Genomic DNA, 17,460 nt, shown 5'->3' with positions numbered 1-17,460 from the left:
TTGCGATGCACTAGGATAGGCTGGGACTGAGAGCGAAAGCCGGTATGATCGCAGCACGATCACGAGAGGCAGTATGACGCGAACAATGACAGCCAAAGCCCCCGATCTCGAAATACCCGATCCCAAGACGCTGGCCGACGAAGTCTTGCTGGCTCTCAAATACCGGGTCGGCAAAGGCACCTCCGTTGCCACGCAATATGATTGGCTGACAGCCTCGATCAAGGTCGTGCGCGACCGCATCGTCGATCACTGGATGCAGGCGACGCAGGAGGCCTACGCCCAGCAGGAAAAGCGCGTCTATTACCTGTCGCTCGAATTCCTCATCGGCCGGCTGATGCGCGATGCCTTCTCCAATCTCGGCCTGATGGACAATATGCGAGAAGCGCTCAAGTCGCTGGGCGTCGACCTCGACCTCATCGCCGGGCTCGAACCGGATGCAGCGCTCGGCAATGGCGGTCTTGGCCGGCTCGCCGCCTGCTTCATGGAAAGCATGGCGACCGTCGACATTCCCGCGCATGGCTACGGCATTCGCTACGCCAACGGCATGTTCCGCCAGGAGATCCATGATGGCTGGCAGGTCGAACTGCCCGAAACCTGGCTCGACCACGGCAACCCATGGGAGTTCGAGCGCCGCGAACGCGCCTTCGAGGTCGGCTTCGGCGGCTCGGTGGAATCGATCACCTCCAAGGATGGCCGGCTCGAACGTCACGTCTGGAAGCCGACCGAGCATGTCCAGGCCGTCGCCTACGACACCCCGGTGGTCGGCTGGCGCGCCAACCGCGTCAACACGCTGCGGCTTTGGTCCGGCATGCCGATCGATCCGATCCTGCTCGACAAGTTTAACGCCGGCGACCACATCGGCGCGCTGGCCGAAAGCAACAAGGCCGATGCCTTGTCGCGTGTGCTTTACCCCGCAGATTCCCACAAGGCCGGCCAGGAACTGCGGCTGCGGCAGGAATATTTCTTCTCCACCGCGTCGCTGCAGGACATCGTCCAGCGCCATCTCAGCCAGTATGGCGATCTCGCCTCGCTGCCCGACAAGGCGGCGATCCATCTCAACGACACCCATCCGGCGATCGCCGTGCCGGAGCTGATGCGCCTGCTGATGGACGTCCATGGCATGGATTTCGACCAGGCCTGGGATATTACCAAGCGCACCTTCGGCTACACCAACCACACGCTGCTACCGGAGGCGCTGGAAAGCTGGCCGGTGCCGCTGTTCGAACGGCTTTTGCCGCGCCATATGCAGATCGTCTACGCCATCAATGCGCAGGTTTTGCTTGAGGCCCGCGCCACCAACCAGTTTTCCAATGAGCAGATCAGCCGCATCTCCCTGATCCAGGAAAATGGCGACCGCCGCGTGCGCATGGGTAACCTGGCCTTTGTCGGCTCGCACTCGATCAATGGCGTGTCGGCGTTGCACACCGAGCTGATGAAGGAGACGGTGTTTGCCGATCTCCACAAGCTCTATCCCGATCGCATCAACAACAAGACCAACGGAATCACGCCACGCCGCTGGCTGATCCAGTGCAATCCAGGCCTCACCGCGCTCGCCCGCGCGGCGATCGGGGACCGTTTCCTCGACGACATCGACGCCATCAAGGGGCTCGAAGCCTTTGCCGGTGACGCCGCCTTCCGCGACAAGTTCGCCGCCGTCAAGCGCTCCAACAAGGTCAAGCTCGCCAATCTGGTCGCCGACCGGCTCGGCATCAAGCTCGACCCGTCGGCGCTGTTCGACATCCAGGTCAAGCGCATCCACGAATACAAGCGCCAGCTGCTCAACATCCTGGAAGCGATCGCGCTCTACGACCAGATCCGCTCGCATCCCGAACAGGACTGGATGCCGCGCGTCAAATTCTTCGGCGGCAAAGCGGCGCCCAGCTACCACAATGCCAAGCTGATCATCAAACTGGCCAACGACGTCGCCAAGGTCATCAACAGCGACCCGTCGGTGCGCGGGCTGCTGAAAGTGGTGTTCGTGCCGAACTACAATGTCAGCCTGGCCGAGGTGATGATGCCGGCCGCCGACCTGTCCGAGCAGATTTCGACTGCCGGCATGGAGGCGTCGGGCACCGGCAACATGAAGTTCGCGCTGAACGGCGCCTTGACCATCGGCACGCTCGACGGCGCCAATGTCGAGATCAAGGAATGCGTCGGCGACGACAACATCTTCATCTTCGGCCTGAGCACGGCGGAAGTCGCCGAGCGGCGCAGCAATGGCTACAACCCGCGCGCCGTGATCGAGGGCTCCCCTGAATTGGCGCAGGCTGTTGCCGCAGTATCGTCGGGCGTGTTCTCGCCCGACCAGCCGGATCGCTACCGCGAGCTGGTCGACGGTCTCTACAACAGCGATTGGTTCATGGTGGCGGCGGATTTCGACGCCTATGCCGCCGCCCAGCGCGATGTCGACGCCGTCTGGCGCAACAGCCCCGATTGGTACGCGCGCGCTATCCGCAACGTTGCCCGCGTCGGCTGGTTCTCTTCCGATCGCACGATCCGCCAATATGCGAAAGAAATCTGGAACGTGCCCGCCTGATATGATTGCATGAGGCCACGAGCAAAGGGTCTTGTGCACAAGAACTGGTTCCCAGGGAGGGACACCGCCTGATGAAGAAACCGCGCGCGACCGCGACGACGAGCGAGTCGGACGGGCTGGCGTCAGCCGGCGATGTCGCCGCAATTGTTGCAGGCACGCATGGCGATCCTTTTGCAATCCTGGGCGTGCATGAAGCCGGCAAGGGTCTGGTTGCCCGCTGCTTCGTCCCCAATGCCGAGTTCGTCACCGCATACACGCTGGCCGGCAAGAACGCCGGCGAACTCACGCGGCGCGACGACGCCGGTTTCTTCGAAGGCAGACTGTCGATCAAGAAGCGTCAGCCGCTGCGCTATCACGCCAAAAATGCCGGCGGCGACTGGTGGCTGACCGATCCCTATTCCTTCGGCCCGGTGCTCGGCCCGATGGACGACTACTATATCGCGCAAGGGTCGCACCTCAGGCTGTTCGACAAGCTCGGCGCCCATCTCCTCGACCATGAAGGCGCGTCGGGCGTCAATTTCGCCGTCTGGGCGCCCAATGCAAGGCGCGTCTCCGTGGTCGGCGACTTCAACGAATGGGACGGCCGCCGCCATACGATGCGCGACCGCCGCGACACCGGCATCTGGGAGCTGTTCATTCCCGATATCGGCGCCGGCCACCCCTATAAATACGAGATCATTGCCCCCGACGGCGTGCGCCTGCCGCTCAAGGCCGATCCGTTCGCCTTCAAGTCTGAACTGCGCCCGGCCACAGCATCGGTGACGGCGGTGCCGCCGGCGCATGAATGGGGCGACGAGGCGCATCGCAATTACTGGCGAAAGGCCGATCCGCGGCGCGAAGCCATATCGATCTACGAGGTCCATGCCGGTTCGTGGCAGCAGCACGATGATGGCAGCTTCCTGTCATGGGACGAACTCGCCAACCAGCTCATCCCCTATGCTGTCGAGACCGGCTTCACCCACATCGAGTTCCTGCCGATCTCCGAACATCCCTATGACCCGTCATGGGGTTATCAGACAACCGGACTTTATGCCCCCTCGGCGCGCTTCGGCGACCCCGACGGCTTCGCCCGTTTCGTCGACGGTGCGCACCGCGCCGGCGTCGGCGTCATCCTCGACTGGGTGCCGGCGCATTTCCCGGTCGACGCGCATGGCCTGGCCAATTTCGACGGCACAGCACTTTATGAGCATGCCGACCCGCGCAAGGGTTTTCATCCCGACTGGAACACCGCGATCTACAATTTCGGCCGCCGCGAGGTGGTGTCGTTCCTGGTCAACAATGCGCTGTTCTGGGCCGAGAAATACCATGTCGACGGTTTGCGCGTGGATGCAGTGGCCTCGATGCTCTACCTCGATTATTCGCGCAAGGCCGGCGAGTGGATCCCCAACGAGAAGGGCGGCCGCGAAAACCTCGAAGCAGTCTCCTTCCTGCAGAAGATGAACAAGGAGGTCTACGGCCACCATCCCGGCGTGATGACCATCGCCGAGGAATCGACTTCATGGCCGAAGGTCTCGGCGCCGGTGCATGAAGGCGGGCTGGGCTTCGGCTTCAAATGGAACATGGGCTTTATGCACGACACGCTGGAGTATTTCGCCAAGGAGCCGATCTTCCGCAAACATCACCACAACGACCTGACCTTCGGCCTGACCTACGCCTTCTCCGAGAATTTCGTGCTGCCGCTGTCCCATGACGAGGTCGTGCACGGCAAGGGCACGCTGCTCGGCAAGATGGCCGGCGACGACTGGCAGAAGTTCGCGACTTTGCGCGCCTTCTATGCCTTCATGTGGGGCTATCCCGGCAAGAAGCTGTTGTTCATGGGCCAGGAATTCGCCCAGCGCCGCGAGTGGAGCGAGGCGCGCGCGCTCGACTGGAACCTGCTCGACTTCCACCCGCATCGCGGCGTCTGGCAGACGGTGCGCGACCTCAACTATCTCTATCGCTCGCGCCCGGCGCTGCATGCACGCGACTGCGAGCCGGACGGCTTCTCCTGGCTGATCGTCGACGACAAGGAAAACTCGGTCTTCGCCTGGCTGCGCAGCGCGCCCGGCGGCAACCCGATCGCCGTCATTTCCAACTTCACGCCAGTGCCGCGCGACAATTATCGCGTGCCATTGCCCAAGGTCGGCAAATGGCGCGAAATCATCAACACCGACGCTTCGGACTACGGTGGTTCGGGCAAGGGCAATGGCGGTGTGGTCGAAGCCAGGGCGGAAGGAGGAGGCATTTCGGCAACGATGCTTTTGCCGCCGCTGTCGACGATCATGCTTGAACTCGTTGCGGACTAGGTCCGTCAACTCGTTACGGATTAGGTCCGTCGACTCGTTGCGGACCGGGCGATGCTCCAGACTGGTAATTTGGGAGGGTAAAAATGGCAGACTTGAAGAGAACCCAGCCGCTGGCGCGCGATGCCATGGCCTATGTGCTGGCCGGCGGCCGCGGCAGCCGGCTCAAGGAATTGACCGACCGCCGCGCCAAGCCGGCTGTCTATTTCGGCGGCAAGACGCGCATCATCGATTTCGCGCTGTCCAATGCGCTGAATTCCGGCATTCGTCGCCTCGGTGTCGCCACCCAGTACAAGGCGCATTCGCTGATCCGCCACCTGCAGCGCGGCTGGAACTTCCTGCGCCCGGAGCGAAACGAAAGTTTCGACATCCTGCCGGCCTCGCAGCGTGTCTCGGAAACGCAGTGGTATGAAGGCACCGCCGACGCCGTCTACCAGAACATCGACATCATCGAGGCCTATGGCCCTGAATACATGGTGATCCTGGCCGGCGACCATATCTACAAGATGGACTACGAGCTGATGCTGCGCCAGCACGTCGATGCCAATGCCGACGTCACTGTCGGTTGCCTGGAAGTGCCGCGCTTGGAAGCGACCGGCTTCGGTGTCATGCATGTCGATGGCAAGGACAACATCATCGCGTTCGTCGAAAAGCCCGCCGACCCGCCCGGCATTCCCGACAAGCCGGAATTCGCGCTGGCCTCCATGGGCATTTATGTCTTCAAGACCAAGTTCCTGATGGAACAACTGCGCCGCGATGCGGCCGAGCCGGGTTCGAGCCGCGACTTCGGCAAGGACATCATCCCCTACATCGTCCAGCACGGTAAGGCGATCGCGCATCGCTTCGCCAAGTCCTGCGTGCGCTCGACGGCCGAGAACGAAGCCTATTGGCGCGATGTCGGCACGGTCGACGCCTACTGGGAAGCCAATATCGACCTGACCGACATCACTCCCGAACTCGACCTCTACGACCGCGACTGGCCGATCTGGACCTATGCCGAATTGAAGCCGCCGGCAAAGTTCGTGCATGACGAGGATGGCCGGCGCGGTTCGGCCGTCTCCTCGCTGGTCTCAGGCGATTGCATCGTCTCGGGTGCTTCGCTGAAGCGCAGCCTGATCTTCACCGGCGCGCGCATCAACTCCTATTCGACGCTGGAAGAGGTCGTCATGCTGCCCGACGTTCATGTCGGCCGGAACGCAAAGTTGAAGCGCGTCGTCATCGACCACGGTGTAAGGATACCGGAAGGGCTGGTGGTTGGTGAAGACCCTGTTCTCGACGCCAAGCGTTTCCGGGTTTCGGAAAAGGGCATCTGCCTGGTCACGCAGGACATGATCGACAAGCTGAAGCTGTAAGACGGGGTACCATAAACGCATGCAGGTTCTGTCGGTCACGCCCGAGATATTCCCGCTGATCAAGACCGGCGGACTTGCCGACGTGACCGGCGCATTGCCGATCGCGCTGGCCGCCAGGGGCGTGACCATGCGCACGCTCATCCCCGGCTTTCCCCAGGTGATGGACGCCTTCAAGAAAAAGAAGGCTGTCTACCAATACCCGCTGCTGCAGGGCGGCAAGGCTTCGGTCCATGCCGTCAAGATCGCCGGGCTCGACCTGTTCGTGCTCGACGCGCCGCATCTCTACGATCGTCCCGGCGGCCCTTACGGCAATGCGGCCGGCGCCGATTGGCCCGACAATTGGCGGCGTTTTGCTGCGCTGAGCCAGGTCGGTGGCGATATCGCCGGCGGCGCCATTTCCGGCTACCAGCCGGATCTCGTCCACGCCCATGACTGGCAGTCGGCGATGACGCTGGCCTATATGCGCTACGGCAAGGCGGTCGGCGTGCCGTCGCTGATCACGGTTCACAACCTTGCCTTCCAGGGTCAGTTCGGCGCCGGCATTTTTGGCGAGCTCGGCTTGCCGGCCGCGGCGATGGCGCTCGACGGCGTAGAATACTATGGCGGCGTCGGCTTCCTCAAGGCCGGCCTGCAGGCGGCCTGGGCGATCACCACGGTGAGCCCCACCTATGCCCAGGAAATCCGCTCGCCGGAATTCGGCATGGGCCTCGACGGCCTGATCAACATGCGCTCTTCCGACCTCTACGGCATCGTCAACGGCATCGACACCGACATCTGGAACCCGGAGACCGACAAGCATCTGGTGTCGGCCTACTCCGCCGCGACGCTCAAGGCTCGGCTTCCCAACCGGGCGGTTGTCGAGGACCGCTTCAGCCTCGAGCGCGACGACAGTCCGATCGTCTGCGTCGTCAGCCGGCTGACCTGGCAGAAGGGCATGGACATACTGGCGGCTGTGGTCGACGGCGTCGTCGCCACCGGCGCGCGGCTGGCGATCCTCGGCTCAGGCGACGCCGGCCTGGAAGGCGCGCTGCTGGCTGCCACCGCCCGCCATCGCGGCCGTGTCGGCGTCGTCGTCGGCTATGACGAGGGGCTTTCCCACACCATGCAGGGCGGCTGCGACGCCATCGTCATCCCGTCGCGCTTCGAGCCTTGCGGGCTGACCCAGCTTTACGGCCTACGCTATGGCTGCGTGCCGGTCGTCGCCCGCACCGGCGGCCTTGCCGACACCATCATCGACGCCAATGAAGCAGCGATCTCGGCCGGTGTCGCCACCGGCTTCCAGTTCGCGCCCAATAGTGGCGGCGCCATGCTGCACGCCATCCGCCGGCTGGTCGATGCGCATTCGAGCCCGGCCGTCTGGGAACAGATCCAGCGCCAGGGCATGAAGGCCGATGTCTCCTGGGACAAGAGCGCCGACAAATACGTTGAACTCTACCGCCTGCTGCTTTCGAAAAGGGTTGCCTGAAGCATGATCCGGACCGTCGCCACCAAACCCTATCTCGACCAGAAACCCGGCACGTCCGGCCTGCGCAAGAAGGTGCCTGTCTTTCAGCAGGAGCACTATGCCGAGAACTTCATCCAGTCGATCTTCGACGCGCTGGAGGGCTTTGAGGGCAAGACGCTGGTGATCGGCGGCGACGGCCGCTTCTACAACCGCGAGGTCATCCAGAAGGCCATCGCCATGGCGGCGGCCAACGGCTTCGGCAAGGTGATGGTCGGGCAGGGCGGCATATTGTCGACGCCGGCGGCGTCGCATGTCATCCGCAAATACAAGACCTTCGGCGGCATCATCCTGTCGGCCAGTCACAATCCGGGCGGCCCGCACGAGGATTTCGGCATCAAGTACAATGCCGGCAATGGCGGCCCGGCGCCGGAAAAGCTGACCGACGCGATCTTCGAAAAGACCAAGACGATTTCGAGCTTCAAGACCGCCGACATCGACCAGATCGACATCGACAAGATCGGCACGGTGACCGCCGGCGGCATGGCGGTCGAGATTATCGACCCGGTCACCGACTATGCCGAATTGATGGAGAGCCTGTTCGACTTCGACGCCATCCGCGCCAATTTCAAATACGGCTTCCGCATGCGCTTCGACGCCATGCATGCGGTCACCGGCCCGTATGCCAAGGAAATCCTCGAGCGCCGGCTCGGCGCGGAGAATGGCACCTGCCGCAACTACAAGCCGCTGCCGGATTTTGGCGGCCATCACCCGGATCCGAACCTGGTCCACGCCAAGCATCTCTATGACGAGATGATGGGACCGGATGCGCCCGATTTCGGCGCCGCTTCCGACGGCGACGGTGACCGCAATCTCATCATCGGCAAGGGCATTTTCGTCACCCCGTCGGATTCGGTGGCCATGCTTGCCGCCAATGCGCAATTGGCGCCGGGCTACAAGGACGGCCTCAAAGGCATCGCCCGCTCGATGCCGACCAGCGGCGCTGCCGACCGCGTCGCCGAACAGCTCGGCATCGGCATCTACGAAACGCCGACCGGTTGGAAGTTCTTCGGCAATCTGCTCGATGCCGGCATGGCAACGATCTGCGGCGAGGAAAGCGCCGGCACCGGCTCGAACCATGTCCGTGAAAAGGACGGGCTGTGGGCGGTGCTGTTGTGGCTGAACATCCTGGCCGTGCGCGGCGAAAGCTGCAAGGACGTCGTCACCGAACATTGGGCGACCTACGGCCGCAATTACTATTCACGTCATGACTATGAGGAGGTCGAAACCGAGCGCGCCAACGCCCTGGTCGACGAGTTGCGCGCCAAGCTGACCTCGCTGCCCGGCACCAGCGTGCGCGGCCTGAAGATCGCCAATGCCGACGACTTCGCCTATCACGATCCGGTCGACGGTTCGGTGAGCAAGAACCAGGGCATCCGCATCCTGTTCGAAGGCGGCTCGCGTGTCGTGTTTCGTTTGTCCGGCACCGGCACGTCGGGTGCTACGCTGCGCGTATACATCGAGCGCTACGAGCCGGACAGAGCGCGGCATGATCTCGACACGCAAGAGGCGCTCGCCGACCTGATCGCGGCTGCCGATGATATCGCCGGGATCAAGAGCCACACCGGGCGCAACAAGCCGAGCGTGATTACTTGAGGGTGGTGACGTCTTTACCCTCGCCCTTGTGGGGAGGGTCGATCCGCGCAGCGGATCGGGTTGGGGGTGCTCGTAAAGCGCTTTCCCCGCGCCGACCCCCACCCCGCTCACTTCGTTCGCGACCCTCCCCACAAGGGGGAGGGTGGAGGATGCGCCGATGACCCAGCTCGGCGCAACGGTCACTCCCGAAGGCATCCGCTTCGCCGCCTGGTCGTCGTCCGCGCGGCGCCTGTGGGTGTCGATCTTCGACGACACCGGCGCCCGTGAAATCGACCGGCTCGAACTTCAGCCGGAAGGCGAGAGCGTCCATGCGCTGTTCGTCGCCGGCCTTGCCGCGGGTACGCGCTACGGCTTTCGCGCCGACGGCGAATATGCGCCGGAGCGCGGGCTGTGGTTCGATCCCGACAAGCTGCTCACTGATCCCTACGCTGTCGAGATAGACCGGCCCTACCAGCATCATTGGCGGCTTGCCGCCCGGCGCAACGAAGGCACCGATACCGCGCCGCTGATGCCGAAGACCGTCGCCCGCGCGCTACCCAAGCCGCTGCCGGCCAAGGCGCCTTTGTTCCAGCCGGGCCGTCTGATCTACGAACTCAATGTCCGTTCCTTCACCAGACTGCATCCGGACGTGCCCCAAGCGCAGCGCGGCACCATTGCGGCACTTGCGCATCCGGCCATCCTCGAACACCTCAGAAAGATCGGCGTCTCCGCCGTTGAGCTGATGCCCGTGACGGCATGGATCGATGAGCGCCATCTACCGCCGCTCGGCCTCAGCAACGCATGGGGCTACAACCCAGTCACCTTCATGGCGCTCGATCCGCGGCTGGCGCCGGGCGGCCTCGCCGAATTGCGCGATACGGCGGGGGTGCTGCGCAAGGCTGGCATTGGCACCATCCTCGATCTCGTCTTCAATCATACCGGCGAAAGTGACCGGCTCGGGCCGACGCTGTCGCTGCGCGGCCTCGACAATCAAGCCTACTACCGCAGCGAGCCGGACGGCAGGTTGGCCAACGATACCGGCACCGGCAATACCATTGCCTGCGATCATCCGGTCGTTCGCGACATGGTACTCGACACGCTACGCCATTTCGTCCGCCATGCCGGCGTCGACGGTTTCCGCTTCGACCTGACGCCGGTCCTCGGCCGCGTCGCTGGCGTATTCGATCCGGCGGCCCCGTTGCTCGAGACCATCGCTGGCGATCCTCTGCTTGCCGATAGGGTGCTGATCGCCGAGCCGTGGGACATCGGCCCGAATGGCTATCAGCTCGGCAATTTCCGGCCGCCTTACCTCGAATGGAACGACCGCTACCGCGACGACGTCAGGCGCTTCTGGCGCGGCGATGCCGGCGCGGTCGGTGCGCTGGCGACAAGGCTCGCCGGCTCCTCCGATGTGTTCGGCAGGGAGGGCCAATCCGCCAGCCGCACGGTCAACTTCATCGCCGCACACGATGGCATGACGCTGACCGATATCGTCGCCTATGAAGCCAAGCACAACCAGGCCAATGGCGAGAAGAACCGCGACGGCCACAATGAGAACCTGTCCTGGAACAACGGCGTCGAGGGCGAAACCTCGGACAAGGCGATTGCCGAGGCCCGTTCCCATGATCGCTTCGCGCTGCTCGCCACTCTGTTTGCCTCGCGCGGCACCATCATGCTGACGGCGGGCGATGAATTCGGCCGCACGCAAGGGGGCAACAACAACGCCTATGCGCAGGACAACGCCATCACCTGGCTCGACTGGGCCGGGCGCGACGTCGGGCTGGAAGCCCATGTGTCGGCGCTCGCAGCTCTGCGCGGCGCGGTGCCGGCGCTTTCCGATACGCGCTTCCTGACCGGAGAGCCGCCGGACGGTTCTGATGTGCCCGACGTCGCGTGGCTGACCGAGACCGGCGCGCCGCTCGGCGAAGCCGACTGGAACGATGGCTCGCGCCATCGCCTCGTCATGCTGCTCGGCGATGGCGGGGAAGGCCGCCTGGCTGTGATCGTCAATGGCGATCGCCGCCAATGCGTCTTCACGCTGCCCGCGCGGCAAGGGTTTGAATGGCAGCCGGGTGTTGAAGCGCAAGCGGTCGACCTCGCGTGGCCGCTGCCCGGCCGCAGTGTCAGTTTCATGATCGAGCGCCGGACCGCAAAGGCCCGCGCCAGGAAGGGTCCGTGATGGCCGACGACAATGCCCAGCCGGAACCCGAACAGAGCGCCGACTGGTGGCGCGGCTGCGTCATCTACCAGATCTATCCTCGCTCCTTCCAGGACACCACCGGCGACGGCAGCGGCGACCTCTCAGGCATCACCTCACGGCTGGCGCACGTCGCCTCGCTCGGCGTCGACGCCGTCTGGCTGTCGCCCTTCTTCAAATCGCCAATGGCCGATATGGGCTACGACGTCTCCGACTATCAGGCGGTCGATCCGATGTTCGGCACGCTCGACGACTTTGACGCGCTGGTTGCCGAGGCGCACAGGCTCGGCCTGAAGGTGATCATCGATCAGGTGTTGTCGCACTCCTCCGACAAGCACGAATGGTTTGTAGAGAGCCGTGCCAGCAAGGATAATCCCAAGGCTGACTGGTATGTCTGGGCCGACACCAGGCCGGACGGCAACGCGCCCAACAACTGGCTGTCGGTCTTCGGCGGCCCGGCCTGGGAGTGGGACGCGACCCGCCGGCAATACTACATGCACAATTTCCTCGCCTCGCAGCCGGACCTCAACTTCCACAATCCTGAGGTTCAAGACGCGTTGTTGCAGACGGTGCGGTTCTGGCTCGAGCGCGGCGTCGACGGCTTCCGCCTGGATACGGTCAACTACTATGTCCACGACCGCTGGCTGCGCAGCAATCCGCCGCTGGCGTCGAGCGTCGCCGGCACCAATGGCGAAACCAACACCTATCTCTTCCAGGAGCATCTGTTCGACAAGACGCAACCGGAAAACCTCGGTTTCCTCAGGCGCTTCCGCGCTTTACTCGACGAATATGACGGCCGCGCCAGTGTCGGCGAGGTCGGCGACGAAGGCCGTTCGCTGCAGACGCTGGCCGCCTACACATCCGGCGGCGACAAGCTCAACATGTGCTACACCTTCGACCTGCTCGGTCAGCAATTCTCAGCCGCCCATGTGCGCGGCTGCGTCGAGGCCTTCGAGGCAGCTGTCGCCGACGGCTGGGTCTGCTGGGCGTTCTCCAACCACGATGTCGTGCGCCATGTCAGCCGCTGGACGCGGCCGGGCGGCGATCCAGATGCGGTGGCGACATTCGCTATCGCTTTGCTCTCCTGCCTGCGGGGCTCGATCTGTCTCTACCAAGGCGAAGAGCTTGGGCTGGAGGAGGCGGAACTGACCTTCGAGGATCTGCGCGATCCCGTCGGCATCCGTTTCTGGCCGGGGGTCAAGGGCAGGGACGGCTGCCGCACACCGATGGTGTGGGAGGCGGGCGCCGACAATGCCGGTTTTTCTTCGGGAAAACCCTGGCTGCCGGTGCCGGAAAGCCACCGCGCTCGGGCGGTCGATATCCAGAACGCCGACGACAAGTCCGTGCTCGCCGGCTACCGGACGATGCTCGCCTTGCGCAAGGCGCATCTGGCGCTGGTCAAGGGCCCGATCCGCTTTCTCGATACCGACGGCGATGTCCTTGCCTTCATCCGGCAGGGCGAGGACGAGATATTGCTCTGCGTCTTCAATTTCGCCGACAAGCCGGCCGACTGGCGGCTGCCGCCGGATCTCCAGCTTGTCGAGGCGATCGCTCTGGGTGGCGGTGCCGTCCTGCAGGAGGAGGGGCTGTTGCTGCCGGCCCTGGGCTGGTTTGTCGGCAAGGTAGGCTGATCTTTCAGGGACGCCGTCCGGCTTCAAAAAAGATCGTGTCCGCATGCAACCGTGCCGAGTGATCCGCGCAACGTCACCGGCGCCACATTTTTCATTTTCGGGCTTCTTCGGTACTTTCGTCGAGCTTGGCCACGAACGGCATTCCTGGAATTTTTCCAGATGGTTGCGCTAATGACAACTGCTGAGGGCAAAACCCAAAATTACAGGACAACCACAAGCTGCACCCAATTGGATCTTGTAATATAGATTAGCTATGGCTGGTTTAAGGTGAGGATGCTCACTTAGCGTCAAGCAAGACTCGGTTGAAATAATATTTCCGTCTGTCTAGTCTCCTGCCACCAGCTGCCGGAACGGGAACCGGCGGCGCGCTCGAAGGGGCCAGAAATCGGTTCCGGGGCGTCAACACTCGTAAGGCGCAGCCGATGGGCAGCGCCACAGGGAGAGACTTCATGCTGAAAAATATGCTGAAGGCGACGCTTGTCGCCGCGACCATGACCTTTGCCGCAGGCACGTTCCTGACGCCGGCCCTTGCCGAGACCGTCTATAACAGAGGCAGCGCCGCCGAAGCGGAGACGGTCGATCCGCACAAGACCTCGACCGTCTACGAAGCCGATATCATACGCGACCTGTTCCAGGGACTGGTCATGCACGATCAGAAGACGAACCTCATCCCGGGCGCCGCCGAAAGCTGGACGGTATCTGATGACGGCACCGTCTACACCTTCAAGCTGCGCAAGGACGGCTTGTGGTCGGATGGCAGCCCGGTGACGGCGGACGACTTCGTCTATTCCTTCCGTAGGCTGGAGGATCCGGCGACCGCCGCCGAATACGCTTCCATGCTCTATCCCGTGAAGAACGCCGAGGAAGTCAACACCAAGAAAGGCAAGCCCGAGGACATGGGCGTCAAGGCGATCGACGCCAACACCCTGGAAGTGACGCTGAAGGCGCCGACGCCATACTTCCTGGAGATGCTGACCCACCAGGCTACCTACCCGGTCAACAAGGCCTCGATCGACAAGCTCGGCGCCGACTGGATCAAGGCGGGCAATCTCGTTTCGAACGGCGCCTATACATTGGCCGAGTGGATTCCCAACGACCACATGAAGCTGGTCAAGAATCCGAAATTCTGGGATGCCGCGACCGTCAAGATGGACGTCGTCAACTACATCCCGACCGAAGACCGCTCTTCGGCGATGAAGCGCTTCGAGGCAGGCGAACTCGACAGCTACGGCGACCTGCCGACCGAACAGCTCGCTGACCTCAAGACCAAGTTCGGCGATCAGGTCCGCGTCGGACCGTATCTCGGCACCTATTATTACGCGATCAAGACCGACAAGGCGCCCTGGGATAATGTCGAGCTGCGCAACGCCATCTCGATGGCTATCGACCGCGACTTCCTGGCCGAAAAGGTCTGGCAGAATTCCATGCTGCCTGGCTATTCGATGGTGCCTCCGGGCATCGCCGGCTACACGCCGGCAATGGCCAAATACGCCGACATGCCGCAGATCGACCGCGAGGACGCCGCCAAGAAGATCCTTGAGAAACTCGGCTATACGCCCGAGCATCCGCTGAAGATGGAGATCCGCTACAACACCTCGGAAAACCACAAGAACACCGCGGTTGCCATCCAGGAACAGTTGAAGCCGCTTGGCGTCGAGATCACGCTGCTCAACACCGATACCAAGACCCACTATTCCTTCCTCGAGCAGAAGGGCAACTACGACGTGGCGCGTGCCGCCTGGATCGCCGACTACAAGGATCCCGAGACCTTCCTCGGCATCACCCGCAAGGCCAGCGGCAACAACTATTCGAACTACGTCAGCCCGGCATATGAGGCGGCCATGGACAAGGCCGCGGCTGCCGGCGGCAAGCCGGAAGAGCGCATGAAGGACCTCACTGAGGCCGAGCGCATCCTTGTCGATGACGTCGGCAACATTCCGCTTCTCTACTACAGCTTCCACGATATCGTTTCCTCGAAGCTGCATGGCTTCGATGACAATGTGATGGACATCCATCCGTCCCGCTTCGTCTCCAAGGACTGATAATCATCCTTGACTGGACCGCCGCGCCCCATTTGGGCGCGGCGGACTGGTCGGTCATCGCACCGGTCCGAAAGTCGTGGTCGATTTTCGGCAAGCCCGGTGCGAAGATTTGGCGCCGGAGCGTGGCAATGCGTCCGCATGGACGTATGTCGCTCTGGCCGAAGCGGGGCGCCGATGCTGCGATACATCTTACGGCGGCTTTTGACCGCCATTCCGACGCTGTTCGTCATCGTGACAATGGCGTTCTTCCTGATACGCGTCGCACCGGGCGGCCCTTTCAATCAGGAGCGGGGCCTCAGTCCCGAGATCAGGGCCAATCTGGAAGCACAGTTCGGCCTCGACGATCCGCTCTGGCTGCAATATGCCCACTATCTCGGCAATCTCCTGCGCGGCAATTTCGGGCCGAGCTACAATTTGCCTGACTTCACCGTCACCGAACTGTTTGCCAAGGGGCTGCCGATATCGGTCCAGCTCGGCACCTCCGCGCTGATCCTGGCGCTGCTGCTTGGTTCGGTGCTCGGCACCATCGCCGCGCTCAACCAGAACAAGCTTGGCGACTATACGGTGATTGCGCTGGCGACCGCCGGCAGCACTATCCCCACCTTCGTCATCGCTCCTGTGATTCAGCTGGTGTTCGGATTGACCTGGAAGCTGTTGCCGATCGGCGGCTGGGGTGATGGCGCATTGATCAACAAGATCGGCCCGGTGCTGACGCTGGCCTTGCCGCAGATCGCCATCGTTGCCCGCCTGATGCGCGGGTCGATGATCGAGAGCTTGCGTTCGCATCATATCCGAACGGCGCGTGCGCTCGGCCTCTCCGACTGGTCGGTGGTGGTCAAGCACGCGCTGCGCGGCGCCATCCTGCCGATCGTTTCCTTCACCGGNCGGCCTCTCCGACTGGTCGGTGGTGGTCAAGCACGCGCTGCGCGGCGCCATCCTGCCGATCGTTTCCTTCACCGGTCCGGCAGCCGCGGCGCTGCTCACCGGTTCGGTCATCGTCGAGACCATCTTCTCCATTCCCGGTGTCGGCCGCTATTTCGTCGATGCCGCGCTCAACCGCGACTACACGCTGGTGATGGGGACCGTGGTGGTGATCGCGCTCTTCACCATCGTCTTCAACCTGATCGTCGACGTCATGTACGCGGTCGTCGACCCCAGGGTACGCTATGACTGAGGGTGCGCTATGACTGACATCACAGCCGCCGCCGCTCCGCCGGCCGTCGTCGGCCGCTCGCTCTGGGGCGACGCATGGGCGCGCCTCAAAGCCAACCGCGCCGCCATGTTCAGCCTCTATTACCTGGCCTTCATTGGCGTCATCAGCATCTTCGGCCCCTGGTTCGTGCCGCATCAGTACACCACCATCTATGCCGACTATGTGCGCACGCCGCCAAGCTTTTCAGCCTATCCGAAGCCCGACATGATCGAGACGGCGCTCAAGGATGCCATCAAGCGCATGCGCGTCGACATCAAGGAGTGGAAACTGGACGGCAGTCGCGTCACCGTCACCGTCACCTCGACCAAACCGATCGACGACCGCAACATCCGCTATCTTGACCGCTCCGATGCCTTCGACGATACCAAGATAGAGAGCAAATCGGCCGACGGGCTCGAATTGACTATGACTGCGTCGGTCAAACAGCAGTACTTCCTGTTCGGCACCGACAACACCGGTCGCGATCTTCTCTCGCGAACGCTGATGGCAGGGCGCATCTCGCTGGCCATCGGCCTGCTTGCCGGCATTGTCGCCGTGGTCATCGGCGTCCTCTACGGGGCGGCGGCCGGCTTTTCCGGCGGCAAGATCGACGAGGTGATGATGCGCATCGTCGACGTGCTCTATTCTTTGCCCTTCATTTTCTTTGTCATCATGCTGGTGGTGTTCTTCGGCCGCAACTTCGTGCTGATGTTCCTGGCGGTGGGAGCGGTGCTGTGGCTCGACATGGCGCGCATCGTGCGCGGCCAGGCGCTGTCGATCCGGCGGCAGGAGTATGTCCAGGCGGCCGAAGCCATGGGCGTCGGCCAGCGCGGCATCCTGCTGCGCCATGTCATCCCCAATCTGCTCGGACCAGTGGTGATCTACATGACGCTGCTAGTGCCGCAGGTCATCATCCTGGAAAGCTTTCTGTCCTTCCTCGGCCTTGGCGTGCAGGAACCGATGACCAGCTGGGGCGTGCTCATCTCCGTCGGCGCCAAGAACATCGGCACCGCCAACTGGCTGCTTTTGTTCCCCGCCTTCTTCCTCGTGTCGACGCTGTTTGCGCTGAACTTCGTCGGCGACGGCCTGCGCGACGCGCTCGATCCGAGAGACCGATGAAGATGGGACCGATAAAGATGGGGACCGATAAGA

At 63.0% G+C, this 17,460-nt stretch carries 9 protein-coding genes and 1 pseudogene; all 10 read left to right on the top strand.

All coding sequences use genetic code 11. The annotated features are described in order from the left end of the window. The first annotated feature begins 73 nt into the window (after positions 1-73). The 10 genes and pseudogenes from X733_RS146750 (at position 74) to X733_RS146790 (ending at position 17,427) form a co-directional block, all read left to right on the top strand. Positions 74-2,536: a glycogen/starch/alpha-glucan phosphorylase gene (locus X733_RS146750; protein ID WP_023819225.1), complete on the top strand. Its 2,463-nt coding sequence runs from the start codon at positions 74-76 to the stop codon at positions 2,534-2,536. Between the two features lie 71 nt (positions 2,537-2,607). Continuing rightward, positions 2,608-4,821: a 1,4-alpha-glucan branching protein GlgB gene (glgB, locus tag X733_RS146755; protein WP_023819224.1), complete on the top strand. Its 2,214-nt coding sequence runs from the start codon at positions 2,608-2,610 to the stop codon at positions 4,819-4,821. Positions 4,822-4,904: 83 nt separating this feature from the next. After that, positions 4,905-6,170 (top strand): glucose-1-phosphate adenylyltransferase, encoded by a 1,266-nt coding sequence (glgC, locus tag X733_RS146760; RefSeq protein ID WP_023715696.1) that lies wholly within the window; start codon positions 4,905-4,907, stop codon positions 6,168-6,170. Between the two features lie 19 nt (positions 6,171-6,189). Next, positions 6,190-7,635 carry a glycogen synthase GlgA gene (gene glgA / locus X733_RS146765; protein ID WP_023819223.1) on the top strand — a complete coding sequence of 482 codons (1,446 nt, stop codon included), beginning with the start codon at positions 6,190-6,192 and terminating at the stop codon, positions 7,633-7,635. 3 nt (positions 7,636-7,638) lie between these two features. Next, entirely contained in the window at positions 7,639-9,267 is a 1,629-nt protein-coding gene (locus X733_RS146770) for an alpha-D-glucose phosphate-specific phosphoglucomutase (RefSeq protein WP_023752773.1), read from the top strand. Between the two features lie 157 nt (positions 9,268-9,424). Then, entirely contained in the window at positions 9,425-11,425 is a 2,001-nt protein-coding gene (gene glgX, locus X733_RS146775; protein WP_023819222.1) for a glycogen debranching protein GlgX, read from the top strand. Then, positions 11,425-13,074: an alpha-glucosidase family protein gene (locus X733_RS146780; RefSeq protein WP_023819221.1), complete on the top strand. Its 1,650-nt coding sequence runs from the start codon at positions 11,425-11,427 to the stop codon at positions 13,072-13,074. Before glgX ends, X733_RS146780 begins: the two co-directional genes overlap by 1 nt. A 449-nt stretch (positions 13,075-13,523) precedes the next feature. Continuing rightward, entirely contained in the window at positions 13,524-15,116 is a 1,593-nt protein-coding gene (locus tag X733_RS146785; protein WP_023670734.1) for a peptide ABC transporter substrate-binding protein, read from the top strand. 174 nt (positions 15,117-15,290) lie between these two features. Next, positions 15,291-16,290 (top strand): annotated as a pseudogene (locus X733_RS01000000166385) (ABC transporter permease subunit). Between the two features lie 9 nt (positions 16,291-16,299). Next, positions 16,300-17,427, top strand: a complete 1,128-nt coding sequence (locus tag X733_RS146790; RefSeq protein WP_023670736.1) for an ABC transporter permease subunit — start codon at positions 16,300-16,302, stop codon at positions 17,425-17,427. The last annotated feature ends 33 nt before the right edge of the window (positions 17,428-17,460 follow it).

Origin of the sequence: Mesorhizobium sp. L2C066B000 (assembly GCF_000502335.1) — a bacterium.
Lineage (GTDB): Bacteria > Pseudomonadota > Alphaproteobacteria > Rhizobiales > Rhizobiaceae > Mesorhizobium.
Note: the sequence above shows the minus strand (reverse complement) of the source record. Positions and strands in the feature narration are given on the sequence as shown.

Coding starts and splice junctions, on each gene's coding strand:
- X733_RS146750 (WP_023819225.1), top strand. CDS start 74: ATGACGCGAACAATGACAGCCAAAGCCCCCGATCTCGAAATACCCGAT.
- glgB (WP_023819224.1), top strand. CDS start 2,608: ATGAAGAAACCGCGCGCGACCGCGACGACGAGCGAGTCGGACGGGCTG.
- glgC (WP_023715696.1), top strand. CDS start 4,905: ATGGCAGACTTGAAGAGAACCCAGCCGCTGGCGCGCGATGCCATGGCC.
- glgA (WP_023819223.1), top strand. CDS start 6,190: ATGCAGGTTCTGTCGGTCACGCCCGAGATATTCCCGCTGATCAAGACC.
- X733_RS146770 (WP_023752773.1), top strand. CDS start 7,639: ATGATCCGGACCGTCGCCACCAAACCCTATCTCGACCAGAAACCCGGC.
- glgX (WP_023819222.1), top strand. CDS start 9,425: ATGACCCAGCTCGGCGCAACGGTCACTCCCGAAGGCATCCGCTTCGCC.
- X733_RS146780 (WP_023819221.1), top strand. CDS start 11,425: ATGGCCGACGACAATGCCCAGCCGGAACCCGAACAGAGCGCCGACTGG.
- X733_RS146785 (WP_023670734.1), top strand. CDS start 13,524: ATGCTGAAAAATATGCTGAAGGCGACGCTTGTCGCCGCGACCATGACC.
- X733_RS146790 (WP_023670736.1), top strand. CDS start 16,300: ATGACTGACATCACAGCCGCCGCCGCTCCGCCGGCCGTCGTCGGCCGC.